This is a genomic window from Pseudomonas sp. EA_35y_Pfl2_R5, assembly GCF_963970805.1.
GTDB lineage: Bacteria > Pseudomonadota > Gammaproteobacteria > Pseudomonadales > Pseudomonadaceae > Aquipseudomonas.
Map to the genome: position 1 here is coordinate 1 of NZ_CAXAOW010000001.1, position 16,185 is coordinate 16,185.

The 16,185-nt window shown below is 59.4% G+C and carries 14 protein-coding genes; 5 read left to right on the plus strand and 9 right to left on the minus strand.

Going from position 1 to position 16,185, the window contains the following annotated elements; all coding sequences use genetic code 11:
* Nucleotides 1-273: 273 nt before the first annotated feature.
* A complete protein-coding gene (gene waaA, locus AACX99_RS00005) occupies nucleotides 274-1,566 on the minus strand; it encodes a lipid IV(A) 3-deoxy-D-manno-octulosonic acid transferase (RefSeq protein ID WP_339408802.1) in 1,293 nt (430 codons plus the stop codon).
* Between the two features lie 52 nt (nucleotides 1,567-1,618).
* Nucleotides 1,619-2,503 (minus strand): LysR family transcriptional regulator, encoded by an 885-nt coding sequence (locus tag AACX99_RS00010; protein ID WP_339408803.1) that lies wholly within the window; start codon nucleotides 2,501-2,503, stop codon nucleotides 1,619-1,621.
* Between the two features lie 87 nt (nucleotides 2,504-2,590).
* Between AACX99_RS00010 and AACX99_RS00015 the strand changes: the two genes are divergently transcribed.
* From AACX99_RS00015 to AACX99_RS00030, 4 genes are all read left to right on the plus strand, one after another.
* Nucleotides 2,591-2,923 carry a DMT family transporter gene (locus tag AACX99_RS00015; protein ID WP_090249763.1) on the plus strand — a complete coding sequence of 111 codons (333 nt, stop codon included), beginning with the start codon at nucleotides 2,591-2,593 and terminating at the stop codon, nucleotides 2,921-2,923.
* 274 nt (nucleotides 2,924-3,197) lie between these two features.
* Nucleotides 3,198-4,370, plus strand: coding sequence for an FAD-dependent oxidoreductase (locus AACX99_RS00020; RefSeq protein ID WP_339408804.1), 1,173 nt, complete (start codon nucleotides 3,198-3,200; stop codon nucleotides 4,368-4,370).
* Nucleotides 4,370-5,185, plus strand: coding sequence for an aldo/keto reductase (locus AACX99_RS00025; protein WP_339408805.1), 816 nt, complete (start codon nucleotides 4,370-4,372; stop codon nucleotides 5,183-5,185). The genes AACX99_RS00020 and AACX99_RS00025 overlap by 1 nt, the downstream gene beginning before the upstream one ends.
* Nucleotides 5,186-5,248: 63 nt before the next feature.
* Nucleotides 5,249-6,133: a metal ABC transporter ATPase gene (locus tag AACX99_RS00030; protein WP_339408806.1), complete on the plus strand. Its 885-nt coding sequence runs from the start codon at nucleotides 5,249-5,251 to the stop codon at nucleotides 6,131-6,133.
* 118 nt (nucleotides 6,134-6,251) lie between these two features.
* Here AACX99_RS00030 and AACX99_RS00035 read toward each other — a convergent pair whose 3' ends face one another.
* The 4 genes from AACX99_RS00035 to msbA all read right to left on the minus strand — a co-directional run bounded on the left by AACX99_RS00035 (nucleotide 6,252) and on the right by msbA (nucleotide 12,096).
* A complete protein-coding gene (locus AACX99_RS00035) occupies nucleotides 6,252-7,460 on the minus strand; it encodes an acyl-CoA dehydrogenase family protein (RefSeq protein WP_339408807.1) in 1,209 nt (402 codons plus the stop codon).
* A gap of 12 nt (nucleotides 7,461-7,472) precedes the next feature.
* Nucleotides 7,473-8,747 (minus strand): acyl-CoA dehydrogenase family protein, encoded by a 1,275-nt coding sequence (locus AACX99_RS00040; RefSeq protein WP_339408808.1) that lies wholly within the window; start codon nucleotides 8,745-8,747, stop codon nucleotides 7,473-7,475.
* A 110-nt stretch (nucleotides 8,748-8,857) separates the two neighbouring features.
* Nucleotides 8,858-10,279, minus strand: a complete 1,422-nt coding sequence (hldE, locus tag AACX99_RS00045) for a bifunctional D-glycero-beta-D-manno-heptose-7-phosphate kinase/D-glycero-beta-D-manno-heptose 1-phosphate adenylyltransferase HldE (protein ID WP_339408809.1) — start codon at nucleotides 10,277-10,279, stop codon at nucleotides 8,858-8,860.
* Nucleotides 10,280-10,317: 38 nt separating this feature from the next.
* Entirely contained in the window at nucleotides 10,318-12,096 is a 1,779-nt protein-coding gene (gene msbA / locus AACX99_RS00050; protein WP_339408810.1) for a lipid A export permease/ATP-binding protein MsbA, read from the minus strand.
* 35 nt (nucleotides 12,097-12,131) lie between these two features.
* Between msbA and AACX99_RS00055 the strand changes: the two genes are divergently transcribed.
* The gene (locus AACX99_RS00055) at nucleotides 12,132-12,746 is read left to right on the plus strand and encodes a lipopolysaccharide kinase InaA family protein (protein WP_339408811.1); all 615 of its coding nucleotides are present in this window, start codon (nucleotides 12,132-12,134) and stop codon (nucleotides 12,744-12,746) included.
* Here the strand turns inward: AACX99_RS00055 and AACX99_RS00060 are convergent.
* From AACX99_RS00060 to AACX99_RS00070, 3 genes are all read right to left on the minus strand, one after another.
* Nucleotides 12,716-13,555, minus strand: coding sequence for a lipopolysaccharide core biosynthesis protein (locus AACX99_RS00060; RefSeq protein WP_339408812.1), 840 nt, complete (start codon nucleotides 13,553-13,555; stop codon nucleotides 12,716-12,718). The genes AACX99_RS00055 and AACX99_RS00060 overlap by 31 nt on opposite strands.
* A 40-nt stretch (nucleotides 13,556-13,595) precedes the next feature.
* A complete protein-coding gene (locus AACX99_RS00065) occupies nucleotides 13,596-14,798 on the minus strand; it encodes an O-antigen ligase family protein (protein WP_339408813.1) in 1,203 nt (400 codons plus the stop codon).
* A 103-nt stretch (nucleotides 14,799-14,901) separates the two neighbouring features.
* Entirely contained in the window at nucleotides 14,902-16,185 is a 1,284-nt protein-coding gene (locus tag AACX99_RS00070) for a capsule biosynthesis protein (RefSeq protein WP_339408814.1), read from the minus strand.

Consider the following 16,185-nt stretch of genomic DNA (forward strand, 5'->3'; position numbering starts at 1 on the left):
GCAAGATGCTCGGCCTTCGCTTGGCAGTGTGGGCAGCTCTGTAGCGAGGGCAAGCTATCAAGAATCTCTGTTGCCGGTGGTTCCTGCAGCGCCTGGTGAAGCGCGGATTTCTGTTTGGCACTGAGCTGGCTCACCTGGGCCAACCAGCGCTGAAAGGCTTGAGTATCCATGGTGGGCTGACCTCACAAGCGGATGTCTGCCTTAAAGCTTAGTCCTTGCAACACGGTCTTGGGACATAGCCTTTTTTATGGCGCATCCATTTGCAGGAGCCTGTTAAGGCTTGCCCGCTAACAATCGGCCCAGGCCAGCCAGCAAACGCGCCAGCGCGCCCTGATTGGTCTGCATCACCGCCAATCCAGCATTACGCATGACCTGAGCAGCCTCAGGCTCACGCCACAGCTGCGCAACACGCAGAGCCAGACCGTCGGCATCCACCACCTCGCTCAAAGCACCGGCAGCGCGCAACTGCGTAGCAATCTCCATAAAGTTAAACAGGTGCGGCCCGCTCAGCACTGGCTTGCCCAGCGCCGCAGGCTCCAGCAGGTTATGCCCGCCATTGGCCACCAGGCTGCCGCCGACAAAGGCGATATCGGCCAGGGCATAGAGAAACAGCAGCTCGCCCATGGTGTCGCCGAGCAGCACCTGATCAGCCGCTAGCAGCGCTTCGCCAGTGGAGCGGCGCCGCGTGTTGAAGCCTTGCCGCTGGCACAACTCGAACACCGCATTGAAACGCTCGGGATGGCGCGGTACCAGCATCAACAGCGCATCAGGCTTCTGCTTGAGCAGCTCACGGTGAGCAGCGAGGACGATTTCATCCTCGCCGGCATGGGTGCTCGCGGCGATCCACACCGGGCGCTGCGTAGCCTGCCATTGCTCACGCAAGGCTGCGGCGCGGGTCAGCAATGCCGGATCAATCGTCAGATCAAATTTGATCGAACCGGTCACCTCAACACACTCAGGCCGCGCACCCAGACTGCGAAAGCGCTCGGCTTCCAGCGCCGTCTGCACGGCCAACAAATCCAACTCGGCGAGCATCGGCGCGGTAAGGTTGGCAAAGCGCGCATAGCCACGCGCCGAGCGCTCGGAGAGCCGCCCGTTGGCCAGCGCCACGGGAATACCGCGCTTGGCGCACTGATGGATATGGTTTGGCCACAGCTCGGTTTCCATAATCACCGCCAGCCGTGGCTGCACCTGATCGAGAAAGCGCGCGGCGGCCCAGGGCAGGTCATAGGGCAGGTAGCAATGCTGAACCCGTCCGGCGTACTCGCTGCCGCCGAACATGGCCTGGATACGCTCCGAACCGGTCGGCGTCATGCACGTGATAGTGATCGGCAACTGCGGGTAACGCGCCAGCAGCTCACGCACCAACGGCGCGGCGGCGATGCTCTCGCCCACCGACACCGCATGTAGCCAGATGCCGCCCGGTTTGAGCACAGGCAGCCCGAGGGCAAAGCGCTCGCCGATGCGTTTGGCATAGGCCGGCGCCTGCCAGGCACGCCAGGCTAGACGCCCGGCCACCAACGGCAGGCCGAGATGAAACAACAGGGTATAGAGGCTTCTATTCATGGCGCGCAGCTTATGCACTTTGGCCAGTACCGTCGAGTCAGGCGCAGGCCTGCTAGCCGATGGCCTGCAGGTGCTGAGCAAAACACTCAGCCAACCACAAGGCAGCCGGCCCCAGCGCCTCATCACGGCGGCAGACCAACTCGACCACCAATGGCGGCGGCGTCCAGTCGCTGCTCAGCTCAACCAGCTGGCTCTGGTAAGTCGGATACTGCACCACATGGCGCGGCAGCCAGGCCCAGCCGAGGTTGCGCATCAACAGCTCGGCCATCGCATAAAAGCTATCGGCCCGCCAGACCGACGGGCTGAGCTGCTCACCGCCGGGGTAATGACTGTCCTGCGGCGCCATCAGCAGCTGCCGATGCCGCGCCAGCTCTCGCCGATCAACATGCCCAGCCCCCGCCAACGCATGCCCAGCGCCACAGACCGTGACCATCTCGATAGTGCCCAGGCGCTGGCGCTCCAGGGCGTCAGGCATCTGTTCATGGTGGAACAACAGACCGAGGTCGGCGCGGTGCTCCAGCAGCTTGCGCGCCACATCGCCCTGCGCGCCGCTGGCCAGCTGCACCTCCAGCAACGGGAATTGCTGGGCCAGCGCCTCCAGGCTGTCGAGCACCGGCTGATAGGGCATGGCTTCATCCTGAGCCAGGCGCAGGCGTACCTCTTCACCACGCACGAGGCCAAGCGCACGCCCTTCAAGGCGCTGACATTGGCGCAGCACCTCGCGCGCCTCCTCCAGCAAGGCTACGCCTTCATCAGTCAGTCGCGGCTGACGGCCGCTGCTGCGCTCGAACAGGCGCACGCCGAGGTCGGCCTCCAGCAAGGCAATCGCATTGCTCACCGCCGATTGCGCGCGCTGCATCTGCCGGCCCACGGCGGAGAACGACTGGCCATCGGCGACACTGACAAACAGGCGAATCTGCTCCAGGCTCCACTGCATGACCCATCTCCAATTCAGATAGGTAATCACTTTATCCCATCCTTCAGATCACTAGAATGGCCGCCAGATCACTATGGAGGCCACATCATGGGCGGCTATCTCTACCTCGCAATTGCCATCACCGCTGAAGTCATCGCCACCACCTCGATGAAAGCGCTGGACGGCTTTAACAAACCCTTGCCTCTGTTGCTGGTAGTGGTCGGTTACGCCATCTCGTTCTGGATGCTCAGCCTGGTGGTGAAGACCATCCCGGTCGGCGTCGCTTACGCGGTATGGGCGGGCCTGGGCATCGTGCTGGTGAGCATCGCGGCGGTGTTTCTCTACCAGCAGCGGCTGGACCTGCCGGCCATGCTCGGCATGGGTTTGATCGTCGCCGGCGTCGTAGTGATCCAATTGTTCTCGCAGAGTGTCGGCCACTGAGAACCTGCCCAACGCCTGCTGCGCTTCGGCCCTACGGCGTTTAAAACAGGCCGGGACGCGGCGTCTCGGAATACTCATTTACGCCAGTAAACTCCGCTTGATTCGCTGCGCTCCCCCTTTGGGCCAGCCAACGGCTGTTACTTCGTTTCACTGCGCTTCTCGCCTTTTTTTGCCTTGCATGGCTCTAGCTCGCGAGACGTTGAGCGGGTTCCGAGGTAAGGCGCTAGCGCGAGCGGGTTATACTGCGCGCCTGTTTTCCCGGTGAGACACCTGCATGTCCCAGGCATTGAGCACTGATATTTTGATCGTGGGCGGCGGCATTGCTGGCCTTTGGCTGAATGCGCGCCTGCGCCGCCAGGGGTTCGCCACCCTGCTGGTGGAAAACGCCCGCCTCGGTGGCGGCCAGAGTGTGAAATCCCAGGGCATTATTCACGGCGGTGCTAAATACGCCCTGCATGGCGCGCTAAGCGGGGCCTCCGAAGCCATCGCCGATATGCCACGGCGCTGGCGCGAAGCCCTGGCTGGCAATGGCGAACTGGACCTGTCCGGCGTGCGCCTGCTCTCTGACGCGCACTACCTGTGGTCGCCCGGCAGCCTGGCCGGCAATATCACCAGTTTCTTCGCCAGCAAGGCGGTGCGCGGACGGGTCGATCAGGTCAAGGGCGAGCAACTGCCACCCGCCCTGCAACACCCGAAATTCAAGGGCAAGGTCTACCGCCTGGCCGAACTGGTGCTGGATGTGCCCAGCCTGATCAGCCGCCTCAGCGAACTGGCCGGCGATGGTTTGCTGGCAGCCGAGCGCATAGAACCGCTGCGGGAAAACGGCGTGCTGGCTGGCCTGATCATCGATGGCCGTGAGATTCGCGCACAACGCATCATTCTTAGCGCAGGGCGTGGCAATGCCGAGCTGCTCAGCGCCCTCGACCTCAGCCAGCCGGCACAGCAACTGCGCCCGCTACATATGGTCTTGGTCAAAGGTCCAACGTTGAAACCGCTTTACGCCCACTGCCTGGGCGGCGGACCGAAGCCGCGCGTAACCATCACCACCCACCCGGCGGCCGACGGCCAATGGGTCTGGTACTTAGGGGGGGATTTAGCCGAAGCCGATGGTGTGGCCCGCGATCAAGCGGCGCAGCTCCAGGCGGCCAAAAAAGAGCTGAGTGAGCTGCTGCCCTGGATCGATCTGTCCGCCGCGCAATGGGCTACGCTGCGGGTGGAGCGCGCCGAGCCGGCGCAATCCGGCCTGGTGCGCCCGGACAACGCCTTCCTGCATGAGCAGGACAAACTGCTGGTCGGCTGGCCGACTAAACTGGCGTTAGCCCCTGACTTTGCCGACCGCGTGCTGGCGGCGCTCAGCCGGGACGGCATTCAGCCGACGCAGCATACGCCACTGCCCGCGCTGCCGCGCCCGAGCGTCGCCCCACCCGCCTGGGAGGAACTGTTCTGATGCATCCACTGCACAGCCTGCACAACCTGCATCGCCCACTGGGCGCCACCGAGTTACTGGTTTCGCCGCTGGGCCTGGGCACGGTCAAGCTGGGCCGCGATCAGGGGGTGAAATACCCCAACGGCTTCTCCATCCCCGGTGACGCCGCCGCCCGCGAGCTGCTGGCCCAGGCCCATGATCTGGGCATCAACCTGATCGACACCGCGCCGGCCTATGGCACCAGCGAAACCCGCCTCGGCCCGTTATTGCGTGGCCAGCGCCAGCAGTGGGTGATTGTCAGCAAGGTCGGCGAAGAATTCGAGAACGGCAAATCGCACTTTGACTTCAGCCCGGCGCACACGCGTTTCTCGGTGGAGCGCAGCCTCAAACGCCTGGAAACCGACTTTATCGACCTGGTACTGGTGCATTCCGACGGCAACGATGTGGCGATTCTGCGTGACAGTGGCGTGTACGAAACCCTGGCTGAGCTCAAACGCGAGGGCAAGATTCGCGGCTTCGGCCTCTCCGGAAAAACCGTTGAAGGCGGCCTGCTGGCGCTGGAAACCGGCGACTGCGCGATGCTTACCTACAACCTTAACGAGCAAAGTGAGCAGGCCGTGCTCGACTACGCCGAGCTGCACGGCAAAGGCATCTTGATCAAAAAGGCCCTGGCCAGCGGTCACGCCTGCCTGCCTGGTGCAGACCCAGTACGCGCGAGTTTCGAGCTGATTTTCAGCCACCCGGCAGCCTGCAGCGCGATTATCGGCACCATCAACCCGCAGCATTTGGCCCATAACGTCGCCACCGCTGGCGCTGTAATTCAGGATATTGCCTAAGCGTTCACGCCCGCCCATCTGTGCCAAGCTCTCAGGCCGTATCCATGCCCGCGAGGAGTTGCCATGCCGCGCACCCTGATCCGCAAAGACCCCAGCAACTTCAAGACCCTGCAGCTGTTTGTCGAAGCCAGCCCCGAAGGCCTGAGCTATCAGGGCCTGGGCATGCCGCTGAACTTCGCGCAGGTGCTGGAAAAGCGCAAACCGGTAACCGTGGCCGACACGCAGTGTTTTGCCGTGGAGCTGGCCAACCTGGGCGTTTCGGTGCGCCTGACCCTCTGCTGGCAAGGCCGCGAATACTGGGTGCTGGTGCGCCAGCGCCGTGCGGATCGCGGTGATGTGGTGCTCAAGCTGATCTCTGGTTACGTGCCGGCCCATGAACTCAACCTGCCGCTGCTTACTGCAATTCAGGAAGTGGCCGAAGAATGCCTGCTGGAAACCCCGGAAGGCTGGCTAAGCGGACGCTTTGGCGACACCTGGCTACCCACGCCCTATCAGAGCAGCCTGCGCTACCGGGAAACCGCGCACTTCAGCCTCAGCTCGCTGTCCGGCGCGGCGCGACCGGTGCAGTGTGGCAACCTCAAGCTGCTCGAACGCCCGCGCGCCTACGTGCACCTGCCAACCGCCTCATTGCAGCTGGTGTATGACCTGCGCCTGGATTTGCCCAAGGAAGCGCGTCAACTCAGCCTATTGCATGTCGACGAACACTTGGAAGACGGCCAACTGATCGCCCGCCTAAACCGCGCCCGCCCCGATCTGTTTCTGATTCCACTGAACCAGGGCCGGCCAACCGCCGAGCTGCTAACCCTAAAGCAAGGTCAACTGCTAGCTGCTAGCACCCGCGGCCTGTGGCTGGCGGAAAGCTTCGCGCCCCAGGACGGCTGGCTGGTACGCGATGAACGTATTCGCTGGAAGGATTGGCTGGCGCACACGCAAAAAAGCCCCGCCTAGGCAGGGCAAAAAGGGATTTTTCAAGCAGTCCCGAATGACATCCCGGACTACCAGGGCAGAAACCGCAAAACACTGCCCCCCTCGCTGGGGAAAGGGTGCAGTTAGCCGAGCAGGCTGGTTACTTCAACTCACTGGAACTCTTGCCCAGCAGGCGCCTGGCGACGATCAACAACTGGATCTGCTGGGTGCCTTCGAAGATGTCGAGAATCTTCGAGTCGCGCGCCCACTTCTCCAGCAACTCATCCTCGCCATAACCCAAGGCGCCGGCCAGTTCAACGCACTTGAGCGTCACCTCGTTGGCCACCCGCCCGGCCTTGGCCTTGGCGATGGAGGCTTCCTTGGAGTTGGGCTGCTTGTTGTCGGCCATCCAGGCAGCCTTCAGGGTTAACAGTCGCGCGGCCTCCCATTCGGCCTCCAGGCGATAAAGGGTCGCCTCGGCATGGCTGACGCTGAGCAGCGGCGTGCGGTAATCCAACTTGCAGACCTTTTTCAGCAGCTCGCGGGTGCGGTCCAGCGAGGCCTTGGCCACGCCCACCGCCATCCCGGCAACCAACGGGCGGGTGTTGTCGAAGGTTTCCATCACCCCGGCAAAGCCCTTCTGCACATCGATTTCCGGGTTGCCGAGCAGGTTGGCCGCCGGCACGCGGCAATCGCTGAAGCTGATCGAGGCCGTATCCGAAGCCTTGATCCCGAGTTTCTTCTCTAGACGCGTCACACTCATGCCCGGCGTGCCGTGTTCAACCACAAAGGACTTGATCGCCGCCCGGCCGAGGCTCTTGTCCAGGGTGGCCCAGACCACTACGGCATCCGCGCGCTCTCCGGAAGTGACGAAGATCTTCTCGCCGTTGAGCACGTAGTGATCGCCATCCTTGATCGCCGTGGTGCGAATCGCCGCCGAGTCCGAGCCGCAACCCGGCTCGGTAATCGCCATGGCCGCCCAGGTGCCGCCGAAGCGCGCCAGTTGCTCATCATTGGCCACTGCGGCAATCGCCGCATTACCCAGGCCCTGACGCGGCATGGCCAGCAGCAAACCGACATCACCCCAGCACAGCTCCATCACCCCGAGCAGGGCGGATAGATTGCCGCCATTCTTGATGCCGTCCTGCTGCTCACGGGCTGCGCCACGTTTGCTCGCCGAGGTGGCACCGATGGCGTCCGGCGACCCGGCGTTCATCCCATCGAGCAGCGCTGCGAGCAGGTCCAACTCCTTGGGATAGGCGTGCTCGGCCTTGTCATATTTACGTGAAATCGGCCGGAAATAATTCTCCGCCACTTGATGAGCCTGATTAACCAGGCCACGGAATTTCTTTGGGGTTTCCAAGTTCATGGTGATGTGCCCTTAGAGCTGGAGACCGCCGGCCATAATCGCCAGCGCACGCAAATCGCGGTACCAGCGCTCGGCTGGATGTTCTTTAGTAAAACCGTGGCCGCCGAGCAACTGCACGGCATCGGTGCCGATCTTCATGGCCTTTTCGCTGCACAGCAGGCGCGCCAGGTAGGCTTCACGCTGAAACGGCAAACCCTGCTCGGCCCGCGCACAGGCACGCCAGACCATCAGGCGCATGGCATCAATTTCTACGGCCATATCGGCGACCATAAAGGCCACGCCCTGGCGATGGCTGATCGGCTCACCAAAGGCCACGCGCTCGTTGCAATACGGCACCACATAATCCAGCACCGCCTGCGTCGTGCCCACAGCCAGGGCACACCAGGCCAGCCCGGCATAATCGAGAAAACACTGGTAGTTGAACGACTCAGCAGCCAATCGCGCCTCAACCGGCACTTTGACTCCATTGAGCCGTACCCGCGCTGTGCTGCCGGCCTTCAGGCCCATGGCCGGTTGCGGGCTGCGTTGTAGACCTTTGGCGCCGACTTCGACGATAAACAGCGCAGGGCCGTCCGCCGCCTGCGCCGCGACAATCAGGTGGCTGGCGTCCAACCCCCGCAACACCAGGCTCTTCTCACCGCTGAGCACATAGTGTTTGCCGCGTTTACGCGCACGGGTCGCCAGCTTGTGCGGGTCGAACAGCGGTGTCGGTTCATTCACCGCGATGGCCATCACGGGCGCGGGTTCCTCAGCGACAAAGGCCGGTAGCCAACGCGCCTGCTGCACGGCATTGCCCCAGCGGCGGATGCAGTTGGCCGCCGACAAGGGCACCAGCAAAGCGGCGGCCAGGGATAAATCGCCTTTACCCAGCGCCTCGGCAATCAGCGCATTACTCAGGGTGGTGCGTTCACCGGCCATGCCGCCCTGGGCCTCGCTCACGGCGTAATGAGTCAGCCCCAGCTCGTGCGCCTGGTTGAGTAAAGCCGCCGGCAGCGCCGCCTGTTCATCGGCATCGTGGGCGAGCGGGCGCAGCACTTCACTGGCAAAGGCTTCCAGCATCTCCACCAGCATCTGTTGCTCATCAGACAGGGACAGGTCGAACAGCGCATCCGGGTCAGCCGGGCGCGGCAATTTGCCCGCGCGCTGCGCCGCCGCGCGAAAGCTTGCACGGCTGCCGGTGTAGATCAGTTTTTCGAAAGGTTTGCGCAGCTTTAAGCGGTCCGGCCAGTCAGCCTGGGCGGCCCGGTTGAGCATTGCCAGGGCACGGCCCTGTATGTCGGAACTCATGGCATCTCACTCCATACGGGGGATGCCACGGATCATGCGCGCGGTCAGGGCAAGCGCCTATGACCGCACCGACGCGCTTGACTGGCAAAGCAGCCAGTCAGTGTGGAGGGTTACTTGCTGCGGATCTTCTCGACGATGGCGGTGGTGGAACTGTTTTCCACCAGCCCCAGCACCCGCACTTCGCCGCCATAAGCGCTGACGATATCGGCGCCAACCACCTGCTCAATGCCGTAGTCGCCGCCCTTGACTAGCACATCCGGCTTGACCGCACGCAGCAGATTTTCTGGGGTGTCTTCGCTAAAGCTCACCACCCAATCCACCGCGCCCAGACCGGCCAATACGGCCATACGCCGATCCACCGCGTTGATCGGCCGACCAGGGCCTTTCAGACGACTGACCGAAGCATCGTCATTTACCGCCAGCACCAGCCGATCGCCCTGAGCGCGTGCCTGTTCGAGATACGTCACATGGCCGGCATGCAGAATATCGAAGCAGCCATTGGTGAAGACAATCTTCTCGCCATGGGCGCGGGCATCCTCGATAGCCAGCAACAACTGATCGAGGCTCAGTACGCCACGCTCGGAACCGGCTTCACGCTGAATTGCGCGGCGCAGTTCAGGCGCACTGATCGCCGCAGTACCGAGTTTGCCAACCACAATACCCGCGGCCAGGTTGGCCAGGGCCACGGCCTGCGGCAGTTCTTCGCCCGCAGCCAGGCTGGCGGCCAAGGTGGAAATCACCGTATCGCCAGCGCCGGTCACATCGAACACTTCACGCGCGCGCGCCGGCAGGTGCAGCGCTGGATGTTCGGGGCGCAGCAGGGTCATGCCGTGCTCGCCACGGGTCACCAGTAGCGCGCCCAGCTCCAGCTCGGCCATTAGCGCCGCGCCCTTGGCCACCAGCTCGGCCTCATCGTGGCAAGAACCTACGATGGTTTCGAACTCGTGCAAGTTGGGGGTAATCAGACTGGCGCCACGGTAGATGGAAAAATCCTTACCCTTTGGGTCGGCCAGAACCGCAATACCTTTGCTACGCGCCAGCTGCACCAGCGCCTGATGGTTCTGCAGCGCGCCTTTGCCGTAGTCGGAGAGGATAAGCACCTTGATGCCCTCAAGCTGCGATTCGACGCTAGCCGCCAGAGCGGCACTGTCAGTGCGGAACGGCTCTTCAAAGTCCATGCGCAGCAGCTGTTGATGACGACTCATCACCCGCAGCTTGACGATGGTGGGTTGATCTTTGATCGTCTGAAAAAAGGTCTTTACGCCAACCGCCCGCAAGCTGTTGCGCAGGCTTTCAGCGGCTTCATCCTCACCGGTCACGCCGAGTAACGTAGCTGGCGCGCCAAGAGCGGCGATGTTTAGCGCGACGTTAGCCGCACCGCCCGGACGATCCTCAATCTGCTCGACCTTGACCACCGGCACCGGCGCCTCCGGAGAAATCCGCGAGGTGCCGCCATGCCAATAACGGTCAAGCATAACGTCGCCCACTACCAGAACGGCGGCTTGGTCAAAACTGGGCATGGACAACTTCATGTGAACTCCGAAGCCTAACGTGGCGGACGCGTAGTTTATCAGGCGACATCCAATGGCGCGCTGTCATCAAGTCCCATGGCATGCAAGCGCGCATAGAAACCATTAAGCGCGAGCAACTCACGGTGCGTGCCGCGCTCGACGATACGTCCCTGCTCCATAACCAGAATCATGTCGGCCTTCTCAATGGTCGACAGCCGGTGCGCGATGACCAACGTGGTCCGTCCGCTCATGACACGGTCCAAGGCCGCTTGGATATGCCGCTCGGACTCGGTATCAAGGGCCGACGTTGCCTCGTCCAGAACCAAGATCGGTGCGTCCTTGAGCAATGCCCGGGCAATTGCCAAGCGCTGACGCTGGCCTCCCGACAACAGCACGCCATTTTCACCGACCTCGGTATCCAGCCCACGTGGCAGCTTATCGACGAACTCCTTGGCATAAGCCGCCTCAACCGCTTGCTCGATAGCCTCCCGGGGTGCCTCGGCGAGATCACCATAGGCAACGTTGCTGGCCACGCTATCATTGAACAACGTGACCTGCTGGGTCACCAACGCAATATGTCGGCGCAGGTTACTCAGCTTGTAGCGCTCGACGTCCACACCATCAAGTAGAATTTGTCCCTGCTCATGGTGGTAGAAGCGCGGAATCAAGCCTGCCAACGTGGATTTGCCGCTGCCGGAACGGCCCACCAAGGCAATCATTTGACCAGGCTCGGCGCTAAAGGAAATGTTATCCAGCACCGGTTTTTCGGTCCCAGGATAAGTGAAGCTCAACTCTCGCACTTCAAGGCGCCCGCTGACGCGCTCGCTTTCCAAGGTACCGTGATCGACCTCAGGGACCTCATCCAACTGCTCAAAAATACTATCAGCGGCAGCCAAGCCTTTTTGCACAGTGGCACTGACTTCGGAAAGTTGGCGGATAGGCTTTGGCAGCAACCCAGCCGCAGTGATATAGGCCACCAATTCGCCAACCGAGGCATCACCGCGCAGATAGAGCACCAAGTACATCAACACGGCCATGGCGCTAAAAATCACCAACTGCAACATAGGCGTATAAACCGCCTGGGTGCGGGTCATTTTTAGCGACTTGTTCATATTGTCTGCGCTAGCGCGATGAAAGCGCTGCTGTTCATAGGTTTCACCGCCAAAGCTGCGCACCACCCTGTAGCCCTGGATGGTCTCGGAGGCAACATGGGTCACGTCGCCCATAGCCACTTGGATTTTCTTGCTTTGCTTGCGGAATTTACGGCTAGCCGACCCCACCATCAGCGCGATGATCGGCAGGATGCTGAGCAGCACCAGGGTTAGCTTCCAGTTCAAATACAGCAGGTAGCCAAACAGGAAAACCACTGTTAACCCTTCACGGATGACCACCTTAATCGCATCGGTGGCGGCCCCCGTAACCATGGTCACGTTGTAAGTGATGCGGGAAATCAAATGCCCGGAGTTGTGGTTGTCGAAATAGCGATTCGGCAGAGTCAACAAATTATCGAACAAGGCACAGCGCAGATCGTGAACGACGCCACGTGCTACTTTGGCCAGATAGTAATTGCCGAGGAAAGAGCCTATGCCCTGGTAAAGTGCTATGAGTACAATCAGCAACGGTACGCCATAGATCATTGGCACACCCAGCAGGGTCGCATGTTCGGGATGTTGCAAACCATCTAGAAAAAGCTTGAGCATATGCGCAAGCATTGGCTGGCTCGAAGCAAAAAGCAGAAAGCCCACGATACTGACAGCGAATGCAACCCAATAGGGCGCAACGTATTTCAGCAATCGGAAGTAAACTTTTAAACTGGATTGCTGTGCGGAGTTAGCCATGCGGCGGGCCTCGTACGACTGGCTAGAGAGACAAGATGCGGATTGTAACAGCGAACGAATTGCAAGATTGGCTGAGTGCCGGTGAGGTGCTGGAAAAAGACACGAAGGGCCCTAAGGTGTTGCGCTTACCTCAGGGAGAAATACTGAAGATATTCCGCAGCCGCCGCGCGCCACTGTTGGTCCGCTGGCGCCCAGACGCCTTGCGCTTCGCTGAACATGCTCAACGTCTGCAGGCCCTCGGCATTGCCACTCCCCTGATCAAAGAGTGCTATTGGATCGACCATAAGCAGGGCGTAAGTGCGTGCATGTATGCGCCCCTCCAAGGCACATCGCTCGATCGACTGTTCAAGGACTCTCGCGTGGAGTTCGAGACCGTTCTGCCGCGCCTGGCCAGCTACATCCACCACCTGCACCAGCAAGGCATCTACTTTCGCTCTCTGCATTTAGGCAATGTATTACTGACACCATCCGGAGACTTCGGTTTGATTGATTTTCTGGATATGCGCTTTAAACGCCAACCGCTGGGCTCGAGGATGATTCGGCGTAACTTCCAGCACATGCACAATTACCTACAGCGGCGCAAAGTCCAAGATTTCCCCTGGCGCCAGCTGATGGATCATTACGAGCGCGCGAGAAGCGCTTCAAACTGAGCCAAATCGATTTTCGGCACTATTGCCGAAGGCATCCGGCTATCGGTTGATAAATTAAAGACTTGAAATTTTTCCCCAACAACGCGTTTCGCCATCAACTGAAAACTGGGAAGAATGTAATCCAGATAGTCATCGTCAAGGCGGCTAGGCAAAGCCTCACCGGCTTGCTCATAAAAGCGCCCGGCCTGAGCGTTGAGATCCATTCCAACTAGGAAAACGCGGTCAAAGCCTAAGTGGAAGGCAAGCTGAACCGCTGCATAGGGAATAGTTCGGCCGCCAAAATAGCCAAGCGACATGTCTCGACTAAAGCCGATGCGGTTGGGCTTACGCTGAAATAGAGAGAAACCGCATTCCAGTTCAGCATTACCGCGCGCACTCCAAGCGAACTGGCGATCTGACAAGGGTGTACCTGATAGAGGGCGATTAACCCGTAGCATCAAATACGGATCAGCCATTTCGACACTATCAGGGGAGGCCTGCATCAGTACTTTCAGAGCGTTAGCTCCAAGGGCGGCGTGGCTGGATAAGCGAATACCCTCCAACACCAACTGACAACGCTCACGGACAAACCCTTGATCATCGCAAAGATAGAACAAGGGGCGGACCGAAGTCTGGGAGAAGCGCGCAATCGCCCCATTCATAGTAATGAACGGCACGTGTGCGTAGCGCTCAAGGGGAAACTGAGCAGCCGATGGGCCGGACGCAAAAATTATCACAGCCCCTGAGTGCTTCCCCTTGCACTGCTGGAACTTTCGCCCCTCATCCCACAGCGGGGAAAGCCGCGACTCAAGGGCCATTGAATCAGTCATTTAGTAGACCCTCACTGCCTGCTCATGCACTTTCCTCGTATTACTGTGAATCAGCCAAACCCCTTGCACTTTGATCCTGCGCAACCAACTTAGCGGCTTCATAGCGTGTGGAAAAATACAAAAGGAACAGCGGTGTCCAAAAACCAAACCACTCGATAGACGGCCGGCTCAACAACATACGCCCATTAGTGGACAAGCAAAGCAAGCCATAGAAAAGCCAAAGCAGGAAGAACATGCCACCACGGTGAGAAACGGTGCCCCTGCTGAGTAGAAACAGCATTCCCAGCAGCAGCCCGCCGCCGATCAAGCCACCGACCCTGAAAACCTCAAGCACTGACGCATGGGCATGCGTAACAAACTTATCCGCTTTTATTTGAATATTCGCCTCATGGCCAAAACCCTGGCCGAACGCCCAGTGCTGCTTAATTTGCTCCAGCGCCGCGGTCCATATCTCCATACGATAATTCGGCTCGCTCGCACGCTGCATGACTAGCGAGAGAATATCGGTGGTTAGGACAATGGCCAGCGCGGCAAGAACACCAGCGAGCAGCAGAGTGATATCAGTCCGGCTGCGCCTGAACAACGAAAGCAGCAGCAACGTAGCAAACAGTGCCAGCATTGGCCCGCGGCTCTTGGTTAAAAACAAAAGGACCATGCTGACCGCAATCAGCACTATCAACCCGAGTTGAATATGACGTGCTTTGTTTGGCAGTAACCACCAAGCAGCCAAGACAGAAAGCCCCAGGTAAATCGCCGAAGAAATCGGATTATCTGAGCCCCACCCCGTCAGGTCTTTGAATGAACTTCTATCGGCCAGCAACGTAGCAAAGTCGGGGGTTTTCCATAGAATCACGGCGATATATACAAAAGCAGTTAGCCCGCCAACCCAGGCAATCAATTGGGTGAAAACCTCGGGGGAGTATCGCCGGCTGGAGGCTTCAATCCCAAGCATTAAGCAAAGGATGCTCAGACTGAACTTCAAAGCATCTTCCAAAGACTCAGAAGCCACGCCTGACCATAGCGAGCTCACCGAAAAGTAGGCCAAAAAAGCTAGAACCGAGAGTAAAGGCCAGAGATTTTCCTTAAGTAATGATTTGAATCTGATAAATAACAACAGCGACGGCACAGCCACGAGCATATAGAACACTGTCTTCTGACGACTACTTGCCAAGAAAAAGGAACTTGCCAAGAACACCAGAAAGCCCGTTGCAGCCCATTTATGAGCGACGTCCACGGCATTCATGCGAATAGTACTTACCAGCCCCATACCCTTCCCCAATTTCAAACTGCTAACAGAATATTTTTAGTTAATAGCGACACCAGACAGCAAACCTGCTGGCAACTACCTAGGTACTCATCGCCAGCACCGACTGCTCGATATCAACCGGCAGTTCGGTTCCGCCAACAAGAGCCTCAAGAACTGCCACAGTTCTTTGCAACCCCTGCACGCCGCCCGCCAAGTGGAAGCAAGAAAACTCCTCGGAACGAGTGACATGTTCCTGATAATTCTGCTCAATTAGATTAATGCGTTCTTGCAAGACAACAGCGCTCTTAACTGCAGAGCCGAAGAAACGCTCTTGTTCAAAGATTTCGCGCTCCTGGCAGGTATTGAGGTAGATCGCCGGACGACGAGCCAACCCGGCCTCTATGACGGCATTCGACATAAAGTTGATGGCAATTGCCGACTGCTCAAGTGCTTTCTCCAACGGGCAATCCGCCGGCAATACTTCAATGTTTTCCCGCTCCTGCGCCGCTTGCTTCCAGAACGACATGCGACTGCGCGGATGCCCTTTGACTAGAACACGGCGATCAGTGTGACTTGCTGCCCAATCGCTCACGATTTGGTAATTGTTCAAGTAACAGGATTCTTTTTCCTTGTCCGGGCCCACACCCAACACCAGTACTGTTTTCAATGCATCCGACGCAGCAGGCAAATCAAACGCGGAATCAATCATGTGGGACCCTGCCAGTAACAGGGTCGAAGTACCGAATCGTAAAGAACGTCTCTTTAACGCCTCCTCCGAGCTTTTACCAAACAAGAGGTAATAGTCGTAGTCGTTCATGCTTAACCGTCGGGAGTTTTCAACGGTCGAGGCATGCGCAAGCTGAACAAGTAGCCGATGCCGCTGATTAAGCGACAAGCGCAAAAACGGGGCAAAAAAACTGCCATTGCGATCATTGATAAGCAAGCGCGGGTCATGCCGCTGAACCAGCCACTGGGCATACGCCGCGTAGCCGAAATAACGCAGTTGCACTGGCTGGGGCGGACGCGACAGCATCTTCTTTGCAATGATGCTGCTTGGCTCTTCGAGCGCGCTTTCGACCAAATGATGGCCGCGAGACCTCAGCGTTTCGATTAGCCGCTTCTTGCGCTGCAGCGGAACGACTTTAAGAGCACCCTGCAGTAATAAAAAATCGCAGGGTTCCGCCATAACCATGCCTTTAGGTAAGGCTAGATAGGCACGGATACCAAAGACCAGATCAAATAAGGCATCCCGGCCAAAACGAAAAGCAGCGCCAAGTACCCCATGCCGCTCGCGCAACATCAACCAACGGTAGCGATCCAGCGCCCTGGCCTTTGCGGCCCAGGCTCCTGCTACGGGGGTATCTGGCTGGTTAGTGGTCGTCAT

Excerpts from the sequence above, each read along its gene's own strand:
- AACX99_RS00035 (WP_339408807.1), bottom strand. The coding sequence starts at position 7,460 with ATGAACTTGGAAACCCCAAAGAAATTCCGTGGCCTGGTTAATCAGGCT.
- AACX99_RS00015 (WP_090249763.1), top strand. The coding sequence starts at position 2,591 with ATGGGCGGCTATCTCTACCTCGCAATTGCCATCACCGCTGAAGTCATC.
- AACX99_RS00065 (WP_339408813.1), bottom strand. The coding sequence starts at position 14,798 with ATGAATGCCGTGGACGTCGCTCATAAATGGGCTGCAACGGGCTTTCTG.
- AACX99_RS00070 (WP_339408814.1), bottom strand. The coding sequence starts at position 16,185 with ATGACGACCACTAACCAGCCAGATACCCCCGTAGCAGGAGCCTGGGCC.
- hldE (WP_339408809.1), bottom strand. The coding sequence starts at position 10,279 with ATGAAGTTGTCCATGCCCAGTTTTGACCAAGCCGCCGTTCTGGTAGTG.
- AACX99_RS00040 (WP_339408808.1), bottom strand. The coding sequence starts at position 8,747 with ATGAGTTCCGACATACAGGGCCGTGCCCTGGCAATGCTCAACCGGGCC.
- AACX99_RS00055 (WP_339408811.1), top strand. The coding sequence starts at position 12,132 with ATGCGGATTGTAACAGCGAACGAATTGCAAGATTGGCTGAGTGCCGGT.
- AACX99_RS00010 (WP_339408803.1), bottom strand. The coding sequence starts at position 2,503 with ATGCAGTGGAGCCTGGAGCAGATTCGCCTGTTTGTCAGTGTCGCCGAT.
- AACX99_RS00020 (WP_339408804.1), top strand. The coding sequence starts at position 3,198 with ATGTCCCAGGCATTGAGCACTGATATTTTGATCGTGGGCGGCGGCATT.
- msbA (WP_339408810.1), bottom strand. The coding sequence starts at position 12,096 with ATGGCTAACTCCGCACAGCAATCCAGTTTAAAAGTTTACTTCCGATTG.
- AACX99_RS00060 (WP_339408812.1), bottom strand. The coding sequence starts at position 13,555 with ATGACTGATTCAATGGCCCTTGAGTCGCGGCTTTCCCCGCTGTGGGAT.
- AACX99_RS00030 (WP_339408806.1), top strand. The coding sequence starts at position 5,249 with ATGCCGCGCACCCTGATCCGCAAAGACCCCAGCAACTTCAAGACCCTG.
- AACX99_RS00025 (WP_339408805.1), top strand. The coding sequence starts at position 4,370 with ATGCATCCACTGCACAGCCTGCACAACCTGCATCGCCCACTGGGCGCC.
- waaA (WP_339408802.1), bottom strand. The coding sequence starts at position 1,566 with ATGAATAGAAGCCTCTATACCCTGTTGTTTCATCTCGGCCTGCCGTTG.